The organism is Pedococcus sp. P2_E5 (assembly GCF_056403895.1).
In genome coordinates, this window is the sequence record NZ_JBFUEP010000016.1 from 1 (window position 1) to 16,583 (window position 16,583).

Genomic DNA, 16,583 nt, shown 5'->3' on the forward strand with positions numbered 1-16,583 from the left:
GCCTTCTTTCGGTTGTCGTAGGTCGTGGGTTGGGAGTCGAGGATCATCGAGGACGCGAGCCCACGGGCCACGAGGTCGCGGGCCATTTCCCCGGTCGTGAGTTGCCGGGGTTGCGGCTCGGTCGTGCTGCGCTGCGGTCTGCGGCGACGGTGGGTGGGCCAGGTGTCCGCCCGCCGCGTGTAGGCCGTCTGCCGTGGGGTTCCGGGCATGTCTGGCCAGTACGTCGTGAGCGGCCTCTCGCTTTCGCTCACGGAGTGACCTCCTCTGCCGCGGGCGGCTCGGAGGCCTTGACGGCCTCGGGGTCCGGCAGATAGTCCGACTCGGTCAGGGTTTGACCGGGGCCTGGCTTGGTGGGGGTCATCTCGGGCACGGCGATCACCGGGTCCACAGAATGGTCACGGACAGGTCTGCGGCGTTCGAGGCGCTGCTGGCCCACGACGCGAGTCCTGTTGAGGCGTAGAGGCGTGTCACAACCGACCCTCCCGGTGTCAAGCCGGTCAAGGTCGTTGAGAATCCGACCGAGCTGGTGGAGAACTTCCCGGCGCGCACGTCGGTCCCAAACTGGTTGCCGCCTGCGCCGTTGATGTCAATCGTCGAGTACAGGGCGTCATCGGTGCCGGTCGAGTTGGTCGCGATGACTCGGCCGAACGCGGTCACCGTCGCCGTGTCGCAGCCTGCCGGCACTGTTGCAGTACGGGTCAGGATGTAGGCGCCTGCGACGGTCACACCGAATGTGTTGGTTCCAATGAACTGCTGCCCCGGTATCACCGGGTTGGACAGCGCCGCGTTGCCGATGATGTTGCCGCGTAGCTGGATGTCGTTGATCTCAAGAAACCCGTCACCGCCTCGCAGGCTGAAGCCGGAGACGCCCGCGGCGTAGTTGTCCGAGTCCATGCCCAGTTGGCCGTTGGGGTGGACGCCCGTACCCCAGAACGGCGACGACGATCGCTGGCGGCGCTGCTCCTCGCGCAGGAGCTGCACCTTGTAGCGGAAGGACTGGGACTCCTTTATGACCCTGTTGCTGGCCATCTCAGCTGCCCTCCGCGATGTCCGCCATGCGGTCGACCATCGCCAGGACGGACAGCAGAGCCAGTGCCTCGCTGGTGACGTCCTCGCCTTCGTCCTTGCTTTGCTGCAACGACGCCGCCCGAGCCACTGCGTAGCCCAAGACGCTCTTCACTGTGGTGGCGGCCTGTCGTCGGATCTTCTTGTCACTCATGGGTCTAGCTCGCTTTCGTTCGGGGTTGGGGGGAGCGCACGCGTCCGCCCCACGTGAAATGACGGGCTTTCATCTCGTCAGCTGCGTCGCCGCAGAGGTCGAGAAGCGGGCAGTTGAGGGAGACGCAGTGGAATGCCGCCCACTCGAGATCGGCGAGGTCGTCGCTGGTCCATCGGGCCGATCGCTTGCTACCAAGGCAGGGCGTCCGCTGGTTGCGCTCGGCCAGGTTTGCCAGGGCTTGAGTCAGTCGCTCGGCGGCGTTCACGCGGACTCCCGACATGACGGGTGGATGAGCCATCCGGGACGGAGAGCCCCACCGCAAACTGGGCATGTGGGTGGACCCATTCGGGGTGCCCTGTCGGGCACGCTGCGTTTGGTGAGAGAAGAGATAGAAGGGGCTTTCCGAACTGAGCACGATTTCGCGCCAAACGTCATCACTGAGTGACGACAGAGGGTGTCACTCAGTGATGACGTTTGGGGGTATACGTCGTCAGTGAGTGATGACGTTTGCATCTAGCCCACCGCCTTGAGGTGGCGTTCTCTGATGGCCTCGTGCTGTGGGCAGACGGCGCGTGCATTGCCAAGTCCGCCCGTAACGTGGTGGGCCGGAACAACGAGGCATCGCGCGCTCGAGGTGGCAGAAAGCCATCCGTGTTGGATCGCCACCTGGATGGCTCGGTAGAGGTTTCGCCTGTCGAGGGGAAGGACTTCACCTGTGGCGGTATCGATGCGCGCGAGGATCAGCGCGAGCTGGCCCCTACGGAACGTCGCGTGTCCATTGGCCTTGTGTTGGCCGTAGGCGACGCATGCCACGCGCAGCCAGTCGGGCAGCTCCGGATCGCCCGCACGTTCGAGCCAGACGGTCTGGTAGTGCTTGGCCCATGCGTTGATGCTCATGGTCGGACCACCCGGCCCTTCATGTGCACCTCGTAGCCGGCGTGTTCGGCCCTGGCGATGAGGTCGCCAATCCGTTCAGTGCGGACGTGCCAGCCCTTGTAAGTGACCGAATGCATCGCGGGGATGTTCTCGGCCTTGAGCCAGTCCCGCAGGTGGCCGCGGATCAGTGTGTAGCGGGAGTTCTCTGGCATCCCGTAGACGTAGATGCGGTTCACCAGTCCTCACCTGAGGCCTGGCGGGCTATCTCACTTGCCCAGCCGTCGCCGTGACGGGCTCGGGCTGTCCTGATGGCCAGTCCCGCCATCTTGACGGCGTAGGCGTGCAGGATGGCGTGTGCGCGGTCGTTGTCCGCGAGCCGCTGACCGTGCGCGAAGCCTTGGTCGTATCCGACCATGTGAGCGGGGTGGAGGTCGTCGAGGTTGACCATGTGCTGGGCGGCGTCCATGCCGTCTCGCCCTAGCTGGCGTCGGCGGCGGGGATGCGGCGGGCCAGGACAGAGATCTCATCGGCCGCGACACGGATCATGCGCTTACCGACGCGATAGCCGGTGATCTCGCCAGAGGCGATCATGCGGCGCACAGTCTTGACCGAGCACCCGTAGTGCTCGGCGGCGCGCTCGAGCGACCAGAAAGCGGCGGGCTGTTCCATTGCAGCCCTGGGGACGTCTAGCATGGGAGTGCCTTCCTAGCGGGAGGTAAGGCGGTCCCGGTTGTCTCGCCAAAGTCATGCCGGGGCCGCCATTGCGTTGTGTTTCAAGGCGATTCGCGGGTGATCGTGCTGCCCTTGAATGGCCGTGAGTGCCAGTCTACGGCCGGCGTACCCGCTGATCTACCGGACTGTCGCACCGAAATCGGCACCCCCGCGAGGCGGCGAAGCACAGGGAAATACAGCGAACCATCGTGTGCAATCGTGTGGACTAGCCTGTGGTTGGTCTGTGCACGTCTGTGTCACGACTTAGGCCCCCATCGGTAGCTAATGTGATCCTGCTCACATTTAGCAATTTGCGCGCGTTTGCTGGAGCGGGAGTTCCGTCACTGGGAGCGATTGGCCATTTCAGACAGGGCCTTCGCCAGCTGCATGTCTCGGCCCTCGGCGGCGTGCTGATAGCGCAGTGCGGCCTGTGGCGTGGAGTGCCCGAGCCGCCCCATGAGTTCGGCCAGCGTGGCACCCGTCTGTGCCGCCAGAACGGCCCCCGTGTGGCGCAGGTCGTGCCACCGCAGGTCTGGCCTGCCAGCGGCCACACGCGCGGCGTAGAAACCCGAGCCTGGTTGCTCGCCCTTCGGTGCGCGGCCATACAGGGCGGAGGGGGCCAGTGTTCCACCACTCGCGCTGGGGAACAGCAACCCGTCGCGACCGCCGACGATGTTCTTGCTCATATGCTCCCGGAGCATGGGGATCAGGTGTGGCGGGATGGCGACATCTCGAGTGCCGGCGTCGGACTTCGGGGTGCCGATCACGACCACACCATCCGCTCGCACGGCCGCGCGCCGGACGTGGATCACCCCGGCCTTGAGGTCGACGTCCTTGCGACGCAGCTCCACCAGCTCGCCGAACCGCAGTCCACACCACGCGGCGAGCAAGGTCATTGGGCGAAGCCGTTCGGGCATGGCAGCGACCAGCGTCTCGAGCTCCTCGAGCGTTGCGGGACGGATCTTCTTCACGCGCTTGGACGTTCCGGCGCCGCGGATGTGGCATGGATTCACGGGCAGGAGAGAGTCGGACACGGCGGTAGCGAGGATGGCGCGCAGTAGCCCGTAGGAGTGCGCCTTGGTCGTGGGCGTCTTCTTGTCGAGGTCGGCGTGCCAGGCGCGCACCATGTCTGGGCGGATCTCCTTGACGGGCACCGCGTCGAACGCTGGCCCGATGTGGTCGCGCAGCAGCGCGGTGTAGTGAGATCGGGTGCGGGGCTTCAGGTCTCGGCCCTGGAGCCAGGCGGCGGAGTACGTGCCGAACGTCGTGGGTCGGTTCGCCTCGGCCACCTGTCGCCGCAGCTTTGGGGGAGTCCACGCCTCCATGGCGATACGGCGGTGCTCGTCGGATAGCCATGCCTCGGCGTCGGCCTTGGTGTCGAACGTGCTGGGCGCTGAGTGACGCGCCATGTCGGGGCCGATGTACGACCCTTGGTAGCGCTTGGACGGCAGACGACGGACGTACCCGAAGCCCCTGCGGTTCGCTTTGCCAGCCATCCTGAATCCCCTCGTCGTGCGATCTGCGTGCGATACGTGCGATTATCCGTGTCGTCTTGTGTCACGTCCAGTCCCGCGATACTGTGTCGCATACGCGCTGGTCACAACGGATTTAAGCAGGTCAGGCCAGTGCAGCCGAATCCATTGGGATACTGATTCAAACCCAGTATCGCCCACCAGTCACGAACGGCCCCTGACCTGCGGAGACGCAGACCAGGGGCCGTTTCGTTGCCGGCAGCCGACCGCACAGGGCTCTGAGAGGTCTAGAGGCGGCCGGTCTCGTGGGCCCACATCGCGACCTCGACGCGGTTGCGGGCGCCGAGTTTTCTCATGAGGCTGGCGAGGTGGGCCTTGACGGTGCTGGGGGTGATGTAGAGCTCGGTGGCGAATCCGCGAAGGCCTGCGGCCCATGCGAGCCCGCTGAGTCCGCCGAGGAGAACCAAGGAACCGCCTCGGCTCCCCGACGTCACAAGACATCCCTGCGTGGTGTCACGACGATGGCGAGGATGACCGGGACGGCGGCGTAGCAGAGCAGGACGAGCCCACCCATGCCGACAGAGAGCAACTGGACGCCGAGGGACTCACCGATCTGCATGAACGAACTGGCGGATGCGTAGAGCATCCAGCGACCGGCCTCGGGGTAGATGGGGATCACCATTTGCTCGACGGCGAGCATCCAGATCAACACCCCGACGATGGCCGCGATCTGGTTCGTGACCAGTGCCCCGATGGCAACGCCGAGTACGCCGTACGCCGCCATCGCGAGGAATCCGGCCGCGACCGTCTGCCACAACTGCGCCGTCACCGTTACGACGCCGTCCTGAGAGCGGATCAGGGCGATGCTGAGCGGCACGGTGACGACGAGCGTCACCGCGGTGATGACGATGCTGGCGAGCGTCAGCGACAACACCTTGGCGATCAGGACTCGTGCTCGACGAGGCTCGGCCAAGTAGGTCGAGGTGACCGTCCCGTGGCGGAACTCCTGAGTGAAGGCGAGTACGCCGAGCAGTGCCATGAGAACCAGGGGTGCACCGAAACCGTTTCCCACGATGATCGCCAGGACGTCAGGGTCTGTGAGCGAGATCGAGGGATTCTCTTCCAGCACGCCCGGCACGGTCGTCAGGACGGTGAGCACGGCGAGTCCGAGCGTCGCCAGCACCATCAACGCTGTCGCCCGCGTGCTGCGCAGCTTGAGCAGCTCCGCCGCCACCAGCGCCTTCATGACATGACCCCTTCGGCCGCTAGTGATCGCTCCGTTGCTTCGCCGGGTTCCTGGGTGAGCCGGAAGAAGGCCTTCTCGAGGTCGGCTGTTCCTTCCAAGCCGTGCAGGACGATTCGATGCAGGGCCGCGAGCTCACCGACCTGCTCGGGCGTGGCGTCCACGGCGAGCCCAACGTCGGTACGACGGTGCCTGTGCCCCGCCGCGTCCAGGGCGGAGCCGAGCCGATCCGGGTCCGGCGTGCGCACCCTCGAACCGACGCCCGCCTCGGCGCGAAACGCTGCAAGGCTTGAGGACCTGGCCAGCCGCCCCTGCACCATGACGAGCACGTGGTCGGCGATCAGCTCGACCTCGCTCAGAGCATGGCTGGACAACAGGATGGTGCGACCCTCGTCCGCGAGTCGGCGCACGTAGCCACGCAGCCACCGCACCCCGGGCGGGTCGAGGCCGTTCGTCGGCTCGTCCAGGACGAGCACTCCCGGGTCGCCGAGCATCGCCGCGGCGATCCCGAGCCGCTGGCGCATCCCGAGGGAGAACTGCCCGACTCGCCGACGCGCGTCGTCTGCGAGTCCGGTCTCGACAAGCGCGCTCATCGGCGCGTCCGTGGGCAGCCGCGACGCCGTCGCGAGGATCCGCAAGTGATCCAGGGCCGAACGTCCCGGGTGGTAGCCCGACGCCTCGAGGACCGCGCCGACCTGCCGGACGGCATCCGGGAGCTCGCCGTAGAGGCAGCCGCCGAACGTCGCGGTTCCAGTGTCCGGTGCCACCAACCCCAGCAGCATCCGCATCGTCGTGGTCTTGCCGGCACCGTTGGGTCCGAGCAGGGCCGTCACCTGGCCTGGTTGTGCCACCGCGCTGACGTCGTTGACGGCAAGCACGTCGCCGAAGCGCCTGGTGAGGCTGCTCAGCTCGATGTTCATCAGGCCTCCTCGGCGATGAGGGCCGCGCCGAGCGCGACCTGGAGCGCCGCCATGACCCCGACCCCGATGGCGAGCTCCCCGGTGAACTGGATCGGGATGAGGAGGAAGCACCAGATTCCGGTGGCGAGCGGGACGTGGCGACCCACGCCGTGCCAGGTTCCCGACCGCAGGGTCGCGAGGCCGCCGGCAATGAGCCCTGCCCCGATGAGGAGCGTCGCGACTGCAAAGAAGCCGACAATGACCTTGCTGATCCCGTCGTCCATCATCGCGTCGGCGTTGACAGCAGACATGAAGTTGGCGAGCACGAGCAGGGCTGCCCCGACGACAGCGGCCCAAGCCCCGGCTCGGCCCCGTCTGCTGTGCCGGACAGCACTGCTGAGTGCGAAGGCTGCGAACCCGATGACCAGGAAGAGCCCGGTGAAGGACCACCAGGTCGAGATCTGGCCGGCCAGCTCGCCGTACCAGGGAAAGTTCAGGCCGTCCTCGGGCGCGGGGCTGACCGAGCGGAACGCGTTGGTCGTGATGCCGGCGTCGATCTGGGCGGCGGCCGCCACGATCAGACCGACGGACGGGAGGAAGACCGCCTTGCGCACGGGACGGCGAGTAGTGGGGGTGTGGGACTCGGTGGTGAGTGTCATCGCAGGCTCCAGACAGTCGTTGGTGACTCCCATGAAAGGCCTGACGACCCTGGCTGCGCGTCCGGGCGGATGCTGAGATCCGGCTTGCGTGCCAGCACTGAATGCGCGGATACCTCGGCTGCGCCACTATTCGAAGGTGGAACTGCGACTGCGGCCTGCGCACTGGGCGATGCTGCTTGGAACGCTGGTGATCGAGGTCGTCGCGATCGGCCTGTCGTGGGGAYGAGAACCCGCGTGGGACAGCCTCCTCTACGCCCTCTATGGCCTCGCCAACATCGTCGCGGGCGTGCTGATCCTGGCGCGCCATCCCGGTCACAGGATCGGGTGGTTGCTGATCGCCACGGGGCTGGTGAATGCGATCGTGAGCGACCTCGCGCAGGGTTGGGTGTTGGCCGGCACGGTCCGAGCGTGGCCGGGCACAGTCGCTGTAGATCTGGTGGTCAACACGGCGTGGCCCATCGGGGGAGCTCTCATGGCGGCGACGTTCGTGCTCTTCCCCAGTGGCTCCCCTCCGCAGCAGGGGAGGGTCTGGCCGTGGGTCCTCCCGCTCGGGTGCCTGGGCGCGGTCGTCACCATGGCCGGCTGGGCGACGGGTGACGAGGTGACAGAGGGCCTGGTGACCGGCCGCAACCCGCTGCTGAGCGAGGTGGTGCCGAGTGAGCTCCTCTTCTGGAGTGGATTGACTGCCTTGGCGGCCTCGATGATCCTCGGCGCCCTGGCGATGGTGCTCCGCATGCGCCAGGCGCAAGGTGTCGAGCGACAACAACTGAAGTGGATGGTGGCAGCGGTCAGCCTGGTAGTGCTCACTCTTCCGATCGGTGCGCCCCTCTACTACAGCTTTGTCGTGGTGCGGATCTGGAATGCGATCGTCCTGACCGCCGTCCCGCTGGCGGCGCTGGCGGCGATCTGGCGCTACCGGCTCTACGACATCGAGCTGATCATCAGCCGCACCGTCGTCTATGCCACTGTCACCGCCGCGCTGGGCGGGTCCTTCGCGGCACTCATCGTCGGGCTCGGGGTCGTCTTCGGTCGAGGCTCGACGATCGCGACAGCACTCGCCACCTTGGTCGTTGCGCTTGCCTTCCGGCCGCTGCTGACGTTCTTCCAGACGTACGTGGACCGCTGGTTCGCCCGCGGGCGCTACGACGCCCTCGGCGATGTCGCCCGCTTCATGGCCGAGCTGCGCGCGGGCAGACGGGAGCCGGAGGAGGTCTCGCGGGTGATTGCAGACGCCTCGGCTCGCATGCGCAGCGACGAGGCACGAGCCGCGCTCGTGCCGGCACTCGAGCAGGAGGCATCCCTGGCGATCGAGATGGTCYGGCTGCGCGCCGAGCTTCGTGCCCAGTTGACCGAGGTGAGGGACTCCCGGCGGCGCATCGTGGCTGCCACCGAGTCCGAGCGCCGTCGCATCGAGCGCGACCTGCATGACGGCACCCAGCAGCGGCTGGTCTCCATCGGGCTCGGCCTCCGCCACCTCCAGCACCAACTGGGCGATCCGGGTGCTGAGGTGACTCATTCGCTGAACACCGCAGTCCAGGAGGTCACCGACACCATCGAGGAGCTCCGCGAGATCGCCCACGGGATCCGGCCCGGCATCCTCGACGACGGCCTCGCGTCGGCGCTGCGCGACCTGGTCCAGCGCACGCTGCTGCCCGTCTCGGTGCGCGTACCGGATCGACGGTTTCCCAGGGACGTCGAGACCGCGGCGTATTTCATTGCCTGCGAAGGCGTCACCAACGCGACTAAGCACGCAGCGGCGACCCGGCTCGACCTCGACGTGCGGGAGGTGGGGGACAGGCTGGTCCTGCGGGTGACCGATGACGGGGTCGGCGGAGCCGAGCTGCGCGACGGCGGTGGTCTCGTCGGAGTCAGCGACCGCGTGGCCGCCCACGGCGGGCGGCTGAGCATCCGGTCCGAGCCCGGTCAGGGCACGACTCTCGTAGCGGAGCTGTCATGCGCGTCGTGATCGTCGAGGACCAGGTCCTGCTCAGAGAAGGCTTGGCGCGGTTGTTCGAGGACGGCGGCCACGAGGTCGTGGCAACCCAGGGGGACGCCGAGGGGCTACTCGCCGTGGTGCAGCACGTCACGCCGGATCTCGTCGTCATGGACGTCCGGATGCCGCCGACCCACACCGATGAAGGCATCCGCGCGGCTGCAGAGCTCAAGTCAGTCCTCCCGACCCTGGGAGTCCTGGTGCTCTCACAGCATGTTGAGACCGTGCATTCCGTCGGGCTGGTCGAGCACCAGGCCTTCGGCTACCTCCTCAAGGATCGCGTCCTGGAGGTGGGCGAGTTCCTGGCCACGGCGGAACGCGTCGCAAGGGGTGGTTCTGCCCTCGACCCTAAGGTGATCTCCAACCTGGTGGCTGGTCGCCAGCGACACGGGATTCAGGCGTTGAGCGAGCGAGAGGTGGAGGTGCTCGCCCTCATGGCTGAGGGCCTGACGAACTCTGGCATAGCGCAGCGCCTGGTGCTCAGCGACCGGACGGTCGAGTCGCACGTCCGCCGACTCTTCATCAAGCTCGACATCCCCGAGTCCGCCAGCGAGCACCGCCGTGTTCTGGCTGTGCTCGCGCACCTGCGTGGCGGCGAGGTGTCGTAACGCGGCTGCAGCCCAGCGCACCCCTCTGAACTGGCCAACCCTCGGACCCTTCGACCTCGCCCACCATCGATAGCGCAAATGCTGGATCCAGCGACGGATCCAGTCCGCTAGCGTCTGGCCCGTGAGCAGCCCCATGACGATGAACCGGGTGATCCATGCGGCAGTCCGCCGTGACCTGGTTCGCCTTGAGTCCGCGCTCCATACGGCTCGCGACGGTGACCGGGCTCGGGCGCGCCAGCTCGACGCGGCATACGCGAACATGCACCGCCAGCTCAAGCACCACCACCTGGGCGAGGACACCTACGTCTTCCCGTTCCTGGCCAGGGTCGAGGGAGCGAGCGAGCTCGTGGCTGTCATGGAGGCCGAGCACGAGGCGATGGCGGCCGCGCTTGCAGAGGCAGCGACAGCAATGACCGCCTACGCCTCGACCGCTTCCGCCCCCGACGCGCACTCCGCCCGGGACGCCATGATCCGAGCACACGAGGTCGTGGAGCGGCACCTGCACCACGAGGAGACAGAGCTCGAGCCGCTGATGCTGCCGCACATTGAATCGCCGGACTGGAAGGCCGTCGAGAAACGCCTGCGTCCGGGGTCCCTCGCCGAGACGGGCCGCTGGATGGCCTGGGTCCAGGACGGGATGCCCAACCAAGAGCGCGCCTTTTTCCGCTCCACGATCCCGGCCCCCGTCGCCTTTCTCCTCAGCAGGATGGCGGGCAGGTCGTACTACCGCGAGGTCGCCCCAGCGTGGCGGGGCCCAGCGTGACCTGGCTGCTCAGGTCACCGACAGGCGCGTGCGACATGTATGGGCGCGCGAGGCCGTACCCCTCCACGAGCCCGGACCGGCCGGACACATGAAGCGCCCCGTCGTCGCAGGCCATCCGCCTCGGACAGTGCGGACGGCCCGGCGGATCTCCGCCATTTCGCAGATTGTCGTTTGAATATTGTAGACAATCGCGTTCCGAGGCCCTTACGGTGAGGCCCACCACGCGGTGAGCAACGGTGCTCGCCGCCCTCGGGATCATGGAGGACCGCAATGCGGCGAAACTTCGGAGCGCACGGACTGACCGCATCTTTGGCGGTCGTCGCGGCACTCGGCCTGGCAGGTTGTTCTGAGGGCACGAGCCCGACGGCGTCTGCCGCGAACGGCTCGGGCCCCGCCGTCGACACGTCGGCCGCCAAGGCAGAGATCGACAAGGCCAAGGCCCTCCCGTCGTTCACGGCGCCCGGCCCGACCTTCGACGCGTCGAAGGCCAAGGGCAAGACGATCGTCAACGTCAGCCTCAACAGCACCGTCCCGTTCAACCAGATCGTCGACGCGGCGATGGGCGAGGCGGGCAAGGAGGCCGGCGTCAAGGTCATCCAGTTCACCAACCAGGGCCAGGTCTCGCAGTGGATCCAGGGCGTCCAGAGCGGCATCGCGCAGAAGGCCGACGCCATCGTGCTCGAGGGCTCGCCGGACCCGAAGCTGCTCGGACCGCAGCTGGCTGCCGCCAAGGCCGCGGGTATCCCGGTCATCAGCACGCACCTCTACGACGAGTCCTACGTCGAGAGTGCCAAGAAGGAGCAGCCGAACGTCGCTGCCTTCGTCGACGCACACCACTACCGGGCCGGCACGCTCATGGCTGACTACGCCATCGTCAACTCGGGCGGCCACGTCAACGCGTACTTCGTGACCTCGAACGAGGTCCAGCCCGCAGCCGGGATCGCCAAGGCGTTCAAGGACGAGCTGGCGGCCAAGTGCCCCGCCACCTGCAAGGCGCAGATCGTCAACATCCCGATCTCGGACTGGGCGACCAAGGTGCCCACCCAGGTGCAGACGGCCCTGCTCAAGGACCCGTCCATCAACTACGCGATCCCGGTGTTCGACGGTATGACGCCGTTCCTCACGACCGGCATCACCCAGGCCGGCAAGACCGGCAGCGTCAAGATCGTCGCCTACAACGGCACCGCCTCGGTCATGAAGATGATCCAGGACAAGAACCTCGTCGTCGCCGAGGTGGGCGAGCCGCTCGAGTGGCTCGGCTGGGCGAACATGGACCAGGTCCTCCGGGTGCTCTCGGGCGTGGAGCCGCTGGTGAGCCAGAAGACGCCGCTGCGCGTGTTCGACGCGACCAACGTGGACGAGGCCGGCAAGCCCGTCAACCAGAAGGACGGGTATGGCGACCCCAACCAGTTCAAGGACGGCTACCGGACCCTGTGGGGACTCAAGTAGACATGTCTGACGTCCTCAAGATCGAAGGTCTGGCGAAGACGTTCGGTGGCGTGAAGGCCCTGCAGGGCGTGGACCTCACGGTGCGAGCCGGCGAGATCCACGGCCTGCTCGGCCAGAACGGCTCGGGCAAGTCGACCCTCATCAAGGTGCTGGCAGGGTTCCACCAGCCGGACCACGGCGGACACCTGCACATCAACGGCACGGAGGTGTCCCTGCCGCTCGCGCCGGGTGAGTACAAGGCGCTGGGCATGCGGTTCGTGCACCAGGACCTCGGGCTCATCCCGTCCCTGACCGTCCTGGAGAACCTGTTCCTGGACGAGCTCGCCACCGAGGGATCGGTCTCGATCCCCTGGAAGCAGTGGCGCACCAAGGCTCGCGAGCTCTTCGGCCTCTATGGCGTGAGCCTCGGGACGTCGAAGCTCGTCAGTGACCTGCGACCGGTCGAGCGGGCCCTGCTCGCGATCGTCCGGGCCGTGGCGAACGCGCCGAGCAACGGCCTGCTCGTCCTGGACGAGCCGACGGTGTTCCTGCCGCAGGACGACACGCAGATGCTCTTCGACGTGACACGCAACGTCGCGGCCACCGGTACGGGAGTGCTGTTCGTGTCGCACGACCTCGAGGAGGTCAAGCAGCTCACGGACCGCTTCACGGTGTTCCGTGACGGGCGGGTCGTGGGTGGCGGTGCCACCGCGGACCACACCCGCGAGGAGATCGTGCGCCTCATCGTCGGGCACGACCTCGAGGCGGTCAGCCACCGCAGCGCGGCCCAGCTCGCGGCGTCCGAGGTGGCAGCGACCGTCACTGGTGCTCGCGGGGGGCTCGTCGCCGACGCGTCCCTCGTGGTCCACCGCGGAGAGGTCCTGGGGGTGACGGGCTTGTCGGGCTCCGGCTTCGAGGACCTGCCCTACCTGATGTTCGGTGCGGAGCGCGCCGACTCGGGTCGAATCGAGATCGGCTCTGCGGCAACGGAACTGCGCCGCCAGAACCCGACCAAGGCGTTCAACCAGGGACTGGCCCTCGTGCCGGCGGACCGACCGCGCGACGGCGCGATCCTGACCTTGTCCGTCCTGGACAACGTCAGCATGCAGACCCTGCGCACCTACCAGCAGGGTCCGTTCCTGCGGCGCAAGAAGATGCGCGAGGAGGCTCGGAAGGTCCTGTCGTCGTTCGACGTGCGACCCAACGACCCGACCTTGCCGTGCTCGAGCCTGTCCGGTGGCAACCAGCAGAAGGTCCTGATGGCCAAGTGGCTGCAGACCCGGCCCACCGTGCTCATGGTCCACGAACCCACGCAGGGCGTCGACGTCGGCGCCCGCGAAGAGATTTTTTCAGTGTTGCGGTCAGCGACCGCAGAAGGGATGGGCGTGCTATGCGCCAGCAGCGATCACGAACAGTTGGCGTTGATCTGCGATCGGGTCCTGATCTTCCGACAGGGCCGGATCGTGGCGGAGCTGACGGGGGACCAGATCAGCAAGGAGCGGATCTCGGAGCTCTCGTACGCGGTGCAGGAGACGGTGCCGTCGGCACTGGAGCCGACCGAGGTGGCGTCGTGAGCGCCGACAAGACCGTGAGCACGGACAAGGCGGTGAGTGCCGCCAAGACCAAGGGCGTGAGCCGTCTCGACCTGGTGCAGCGCGTCGCGCTGCCGGTCGCGTGGCTGCTGCTCATCGTGGGCTTCGGCATCGCGAACCCCGGCGTCTTCCTGACGGCGGCGACCTTCCAGACGATGCTCGGCTCGCAGGCCGTGCTCCTCGTCCTGACGCTCGCGCTCATCGTGCCCCTCACGGCCGGTGACTACGACCTCTCCGTGGCGGGCGTGCTGACGCTGTCGGCCATGATGGTCGCGATCCTCAACGTCCAGCACGGCTGGCCGATCTGGGCAGCGATCGTCGCCGCCCTCGTGATGGGGCTCGTGGTCGGTCTGATCAACGGCCTGATCATGGTCTTCTTCGGCATCGAGTCGCTGATCGTGACCCTCGGCATGGGCACACTCCTCACGGGAATCACCTTGTGGGCCAGCGACTCCGCGACCATCTCGGGCATCTCGCAGACGCTCGTGGACTACGTGATCGTCAAGCGCTTCGCCGGGATCTCGCTGGCCTTCTTCTACGCGATCGCCCTGTGCGCGCTGCTGTGGTGGGTGCTCGAGTACACCTCGGTCGGACGCCGTCTGCTCTTCGTCGGCCGCGGCCGCAGCGTCTCGAAGCTCAGCGGTGTGCGAGTGGGCCGCGTGCGGGTCGGTGCCCTCATGGGTTCGGCTGCCCTGGCCGCGCTGGCCGGTGTGCTGTACGCCGGCACCTCCGGTGGGGCGGACCCCAGCTCCGGCTCGACGCTGCTGCTCCCCGCATTCGCGGCCGCCTTCCTCGGCGCGACCAGCATCATGCCCGGACGGTTCAACCCGTGGGGAACCGCGATCGCGGTGTACTTCCTCGTCACCGGCATCACCGGGCTCCAGCTCATGGGCGTCCAGTCCTACGTGCAGCAGCTCTTCTACGGTGGCGCCCTCCTCGTCGCGGTTGCCCTCTCGCAGCTGGCGCGTGGCCGCGTGCCGCTGGACAACGGGTGATGGCCACGATGACGGAGCACGCCCCGCTGCGGGCCGTTCTGGCAGGAGAGACGCCGGACGAGTGTGTCGAGGGAATGATCGGGCTCGAGCTGGCCCAGGTGGGGGCCCACCGCACGACTGCGGTGGTCACCCTCAGCCGTCCGGCCCAGCACAACGCGTTGAGCCTGGCCGGGTGGCTGCGGATCGGCGAGGTCTTCACCAGCCTGCTGGACCACACGTCGCTGCGGGCCGTGGTCATCCGCGGCGCCGGCGGCCGGGCCTTCAGCGCGGGCGCCGACATCAGTGAGTTCCCCGCCAAGCGGCTCACCCCGGGCGACGCCGACACCTACAACGCCGCGATCGCCGCTGCGTTGCAGGGCGTCCAGGCGCTGCCGGTCCCGGTCATCGCCATGGTCGACGGCCTTGCGGTCGGCGGCGGGTGCGAGCTCGCGGCCGCCTGTGACATCCGGATCGCCTCGTCGCGTTCGCGGTTCGGCATCCCGATCGGACGCCTCGGCGTCACCCTGGGCCTCACCGAGACCCGGGCGGTTGCCGGGGCCCTCGGCCGGTCCAACCTCATGTACCTCGTGGCCAGCGGCAAGCTCGTCGACGCCACGCAGGCCGCCTCGATGGGGTTCGTGCAGCAGGTCGTCGAGCCCGAGTTCCTCCAGGACGAGGTGAACGCCCTCGTGGCGAACATCGCGGCCAGCTCCGAGGTCACCATCCGTTCCACCAAGGTGACGGCGGCTCTGGGTCTCGACCCGGCCGTCACCGACGACCACACCACGCTCCGCGCTTTCCACGAGCAGGCCTACGGCGGAGCAGACCTGAAGGAGGGCGTCGCGGCATTCCTCGCCGGCCGCGCTCCCGAGTTCACCACCGAGAGGACCTCCGGTCATGGCAGCGCTTGACGGACTGAAGGTCGTCGACCTCACCCGATATCTCTCCGGCCCGACGCTCACGATGTTGCTCGCCGACCTGGGAGCCGACGTGGTCAAGGTCGAGACGCTGCCCACGGGGGACCCGGCCCGGCAGTCGGGGCCGTTCCACGACGAGGAGAGCGTGTACTACCTGGCGTCCAACCGGAACAAGCGGTCCCTCGCGGTCGACCTGCGCCGGCCGGAGGGCCTCGAGCTCCTCCTGAGGCTCATCGACGACGCCGACATCTTCGTCCAGAACTACCGCCCCGGCACGGCCGAGGCGATGGGTCTGGGGGCGGAGACCCTGCGGGCCCGCAACCCCAAGCTCATCTACGTCAACATCAGCGGCTTCGGCACCCGGCCACCCGGCGACGCCCTGCCCGGCTTCGACCAGACGGCCCAGGCCATGTCCGGGCTGATGAGCGTCACCGGCACGGAGGACACAGGCGCGCTGCGCGTCGGCATTGCCATCAGCGACTCGTCGACGGGCGTGTTCGCCGCCGTGGGAGTGCTCGCCGCCCTGCACGAGCGCAACCGGTCGGGCCACGGCGCGGTGGTGGAGGCCTCCCTCATGGAGTCGACTCTCACCCTGATGTCCTACCAGGCGCAGAAGTACCTCAGCCTCGGGATCGTCCCCGGGCGCGACGGCAACGACCACCCGATCATGTTCCCCCAGGGCACGTTCAAGACCGGCGACGGCTCGATCACCTTGGCCTCGGGGAACGAGAAGATGTGGCGCCGGCTCTGCTCGGCGCTGGGCGTCGACGAGCTCGCCGAGGACCCGCGGTATGTCGACAACGCGGCTCGCATGGTCAACCGCGGTGAGCTGCGGCACGCCATCGAGGAGGTGCTCGCCGCGAAGTCCGCGGAGGAGTGGATCCCAGAGATCAACGCCGCCGGTGTCCCGTGCGGCCCGGTGCTCGACCTCGAGCAGGCACTCAACCACCCCATCACCGAGGCGCTCGACATGGTCGAGACCATCGAGCACCGCGAGCTCGGCCCGATGAAGGTGCTCGGTCAGGCGGTGAAGGTCGAGGGCAGTGAGAAGGGCTGGCTGCGTCGCGCAGCCCCGATGCTGGGCGAGCACTCGATCGAGGTGGCCCGGGAGTCCGGCATCGGCGAGGACGTGATCCAGCAGCTCCTGAAGGCCGGCGTGATAGCTGACTTGCAGCACGTTGTGCACGACCCGGACTCGACAGTCGATGCTGCACAATGAGCCGCACCGG

The 16,583-nt window shown here is 67.6% G+C and carries 20 protein-coding genes; 8 read left to right on the forward strand and 12 right to left on the reverse strand.

Annotation, left to right across the window (positions count from 1 at the left end; translation table 11 throughout):
• The 12 genes from AC1DVZ_RS07055 to AC1DVZ_RS07110 form a co-directional block, all read right to left on the reverse strand.
• The coding region (locus tag AC1DVZ_RS07055; protein ID WP_477617471.1) for a hypothetical protein at window positions 1–251 on the reverse strand (251 nt) is incomplete at its 3' end.
• 124 nt (window positions 252–375) lie between these two features.
• A complete protein-coding gene (locus AC1DVZ_RS07060; RefSeq protein ID WP_477617472.1) occupies window positions 376–1,029 on the reverse strand; it encodes a hypothetical protein in 654 nt (217 codons plus the stop codon).
• Window position 1,030: 1 nt separating this feature from the next.
• Window positions 1,031–1,219 carry a hypothetical protein gene (locus tag AC1DVZ_RS07065; protein ID WP_477617473.1) on the reverse strand — a complete coding sequence of 63 codons (189 nt, stop codon included), beginning with the start codon at window positions 1,217–1,219 and terminating at the stop codon, window positions 1,031–1,033.
• Between the two features lie 513 nt (window positions 1,220–1,732).
• The gene (locus tag AC1DVZ_RS07070) at window positions 1,733–2,116 is read right to left on the reverse strand and encodes a hypothetical protein (protein WP_477617474.1); all 384 of its coding nucleotides are present in this window, start codon (window positions 2,114–2,116) and stop codon (window positions 1,733–1,735) included.
• Complete coding sequence (locus AC1DVZ_RS07075) at window positions 2,113–2,331, reverse strand: hypothetical protein (RefSeq protein ID WP_477617475.1); 219 nt, start codon at window positions 2,329–2,331, stop codon at window positions 2,113–2,115. The genes AC1DVZ_RS07070 and AC1DVZ_RS07075 overlap by 4 nt, the downstream gene beginning before the upstream one ends.
• Window positions 2,328–2,561 (reverse strand): hypothetical protein, encoded by a 234-nt coding sequence (locus AC1DVZ_RS07080; RefSeq protein WP_477617476.1) that lies wholly within the window; start codon window positions 2,559–2,561, stop codon window positions 2,328–2,330. Before AC1DVZ_RS07080 ends, AC1DVZ_RS07075 begins: the two co-directional genes overlap by 4 nt.
• A gap of 11 nt (window positions 2,562–2,572) precedes the next feature.
• Complete coding sequence (locus tag AC1DVZ_RS07085; protein WP_477617477.1) at window positions 2,573–2,764, reverse strand: helix-turn-helix domain-containing protein; 192 nt, start codon at window positions 2,762–2,764, stop codon at window positions 2,573–2,575.
• A gap of 383 nt (window positions 2,765–3,147) precedes the next feature.
• Window positions 3,148–4,302, reverse strand: coding sequence for a tyrosine-type recombinase/integrase (locus AC1DVZ_RS07090; RefSeq protein WP_477617478.1), 1,155 nt, complete (start codon window positions 4,300–4,302; stop codon window positions 3,148–3,150).
• A gap of 263 nt (window positions 4,303–4,565) precedes the next feature.
• Window positions 4,566–4,745: a response regulator transcription factor gene (locus tag AC1DVZ_RS07095; RefSeq protein ID WP_477617479.1), complete on the reverse strand. Its 180-nt coding sequence runs from the start codon at window positions 4,743–4,745 to the stop codon at window positions 4,566–4,568.
• A 23-nt stretch (window positions 4,746–4,768) separates the two neighbouring features.
• A complete protein-coding gene (locus AC1DVZ_RS07100; protein ID WP_477617480.1) occupies window positions 4,769–5,524 on the reverse strand; it encodes a hypothetical protein in 756 nt (251 codons plus the stop codon).
• Window positions 5,521–6,441 carry an ABC transporter ATP-binding protein gene (locus AC1DVZ_RS07105; protein WP_477617481.1) on the reverse strand — a complete coding sequence of 307 codons (921 nt, stop codon included), beginning with the start codon at window positions 6,439–6,441 and terminating at the stop codon, window positions 5,521–5,523. Before AC1DVZ_RS07105 ends, AC1DVZ_RS07100 begins: the two co-directional genes overlap by 4 nt.
• A complete protein-coding gene (locus AC1DVZ_RS07110) occupies window positions 6,441–7,079 on the reverse strand; it encodes a hypothetical protein (protein WP_477617482.1) in 639 nt (212 codons plus the stop codon). The genes AC1DVZ_RS07105 and AC1DVZ_RS07110 overlap by 1 nt, the downstream gene beginning before the upstream one ends.
• 136 nt (window positions 7,080–7,215) lie before the next feature.
• Between AC1DVZ_RS07110 and AC1DVZ_RS07115 the strand changes: the two genes are divergently transcribed.
• The 8 genes from AC1DVZ_RS07115 (at window position 7,216) to AC1DVZ_RS07150 (ending at window position 16,573) form a co-directional block, all read left to right on the forward strand.
• Window positions 7,216–9,045, forward strand: a complete 1,830-nt coding sequence (locus tag AC1DVZ_RS07115) for a sensor histidine kinase (protein WP_477617483.1) — start codon at window positions 7,216–7,218, stop codon at window positions 9,043–9,045.
• Window positions 9,033–9,680 carry a response regulator transcription factor gene (locus AC1DVZ_RS07120; protein WP_477617484.1) on the forward strand — a complete coding sequence of 216 codons (648 nt, stop codon included), beginning with the start codon at window positions 9,033–9,035 and terminating at the stop codon, window positions 9,678–9,680. The genes AC1DVZ_RS07115 and AC1DVZ_RS07120 overlap by 13 nt, the downstream gene beginning before the upstream one ends.
• 121 nt (window positions 9,681–9,801) lie before the next feature.
• Window positions 9,802–10,443: a hemerythrin domain-containing protein gene (locus AC1DVZ_RS07125; RefSeq protein WP_477617485.1), complete on the forward strand. Its 642-nt coding sequence runs from the start codon at window positions 9,802–9,804 to the stop codon at window positions 10,441–10,443.
• 270 nt (window positions 10,444–10,713) lie between these two features.
• On the forward strand, window positions 10,714–11,892 hold the full coding sequence (locus AC1DVZ_RS07130) for a sugar ABC transporter substrate-binding protein (RefSeq protein WP_477617486.1): 1,179 nt from the start codon (window positions 10,714–10,716) through the stop codon (window positions 11,890–11,892).
• A 2-nt stretch (window positions 11,893–11,894) separates the two neighbouring features.
• Window positions 11,895–13,445 (forward strand): sugar ABC transporter ATP-binding protein, encoded by a 1,551-nt coding sequence (locus AC1DVZ_RS07135; RefSeq protein WP_477617487.1) that lies wholly within the window; start codon window positions 11,895–11,897, stop codon window positions 13,443–13,445.
• Window positions 13,442–14,458, forward strand: a complete 1,017-nt coding sequence (locus AC1DVZ_RS07140) for an ABC transporter permease (RefSeq protein WP_477617488.1) — start codon at window positions 13,442–13,444, stop codon at window positions 14,456–14,458. The genes AC1DVZ_RS07135 and AC1DVZ_RS07140 overlap by 4 nt, the downstream gene beginning before the upstream one ends.
• Window positions 14,458–15,348 carry an enoyl-CoA hydratase/isomerase family protein gene (locus AC1DVZ_RS07145; protein WP_477617489.1) on the forward strand — a complete coding sequence of 297 codons (891 nt, stop codon included), beginning with the start codon at window positions 14,458–14,460 and terminating at the stop codon, window positions 15,346–15,348. Before AC1DVZ_RS07140 ends, AC1DVZ_RS07145 begins: the two co-directional genes overlap by 1 nt.
• On the forward strand, window positions 15,335–16,573 hold the full coding sequence (locus tag AC1DVZ_RS07150; RefSeq protein ID WP_477617490.1) for a CaiB/BaiF CoA transferase family protein: 1,239 nt from the start codon (window positions 15,335–15,337) through the stop codon (window positions 16,571–16,573). The genes AC1DVZ_RS07145 and AC1DVZ_RS07150 overlap by 14 nt, the downstream gene beginning before the upstream one ends.
• Window positions 16,574–16,583: the final 10 nt, after the last annotated feature.

Bases quoted from the DNA above. Each gene is read 5' to 3' on its own strand.
- AC1DVZ_RS07150 (WP_477617490.1), top strand. From the start codon at position 15,335: ATGGCAGCGCTTGACGGACTGAAGGTCGTCGACCTCACCCGATATCTC.
- AC1DVZ_RS07145 (WP_477617489.1), top strand. From the start codon at position 14,458: ATGGCCACGATGACGGAGCACGCCCCGCTGCGGGCCGTTCTGGCAGGA.
- AC1DVZ_RS07110 (WP_477617482.1), bottom strand. From the start codon at position 7,079: ATGACACTCACCACCGAGTCCCACACCCCCACTACTCGCCGTCCCGTG.
- AC1DVZ_RS07100 (WP_477617480.1), bottom strand. From the start codon at position 5,524: ATGAAGGCGCTGGTGGCGGCGGAGCTGCTCAAGCTGCGCAGCACGCGG.
- AC1DVZ_RS07090 (WP_477617478.1), bottom strand. From the start codon at position 4,302: ATGGCTGGCAAAGCGAACCGCAGGGGCTTCGGGTACGTCCGTCGTCTG.
- AC1DVZ_RS07135 (WP_477617487.1), top strand. From the start codon at position 11,895: ATGTCTGACGTCCTCAAGATCGAAGGTCTGGCGAAGACGTTCGGTGGC.
- AC1DVZ_RS07060 (WP_477617472.1), bottom strand. From the start codon at position 1,029: ATGGCCAGCAACAGGGTCATAAAGGAGTCCCAGTCCTTCCGCTACAAG.
- AC1DVZ_RS07085 (WP_477617477.1), bottom strand. From the start codon at position 2,764: ATGGAACAGCCCGCCGCTTTCTGGTCGCTCGAGCGCGCCGCCGAGCAC.
- AC1DVZ_RS07070 (WP_477617474.1), bottom strand. From the start codon at position 2,116: ATGAGCATCAACGCATGGGCCAAGCACTACCAGACCGTCTGGCTCGAA.
- AC1DVZ_RS07120 (WP_477617484.1), top strand. From the start codon at position 9,033: ATGCGCGTCGTGATCGTCGAGGACCAGGTCCTGCTCAGAGAAGGCTTG.
- AC1DVZ_RS07105 (WP_477617481.1), bottom strand. From the start codon at position 6,441: ATGAACATCGAGCTGAGCAGCCTCACCAGGCGCTTCGGCGACGTGCTT.
- AC1DVZ_RS07080 (WP_477617476.1), bottom strand. From the start codon at position 2,561: ATGGACGCCGCCCAGCACATGGTCAACCTCGACGACCTCCACCCCGCT.
- AC1DVZ_RS07130 (WP_477617486.1), top strand. From the start codon at position 10,714: ATGCGGCGAAACTTCGGAGCGCACGGACTGACCGCATCTTTGGCGGTC.
- AC1DVZ_RS07065 (WP_477617473.1), bottom strand. From the start codon at position 1,219: ATGAGTGACAAGAAGATCCGACGACAGGCCGCCACCACAGTGAAGAGC.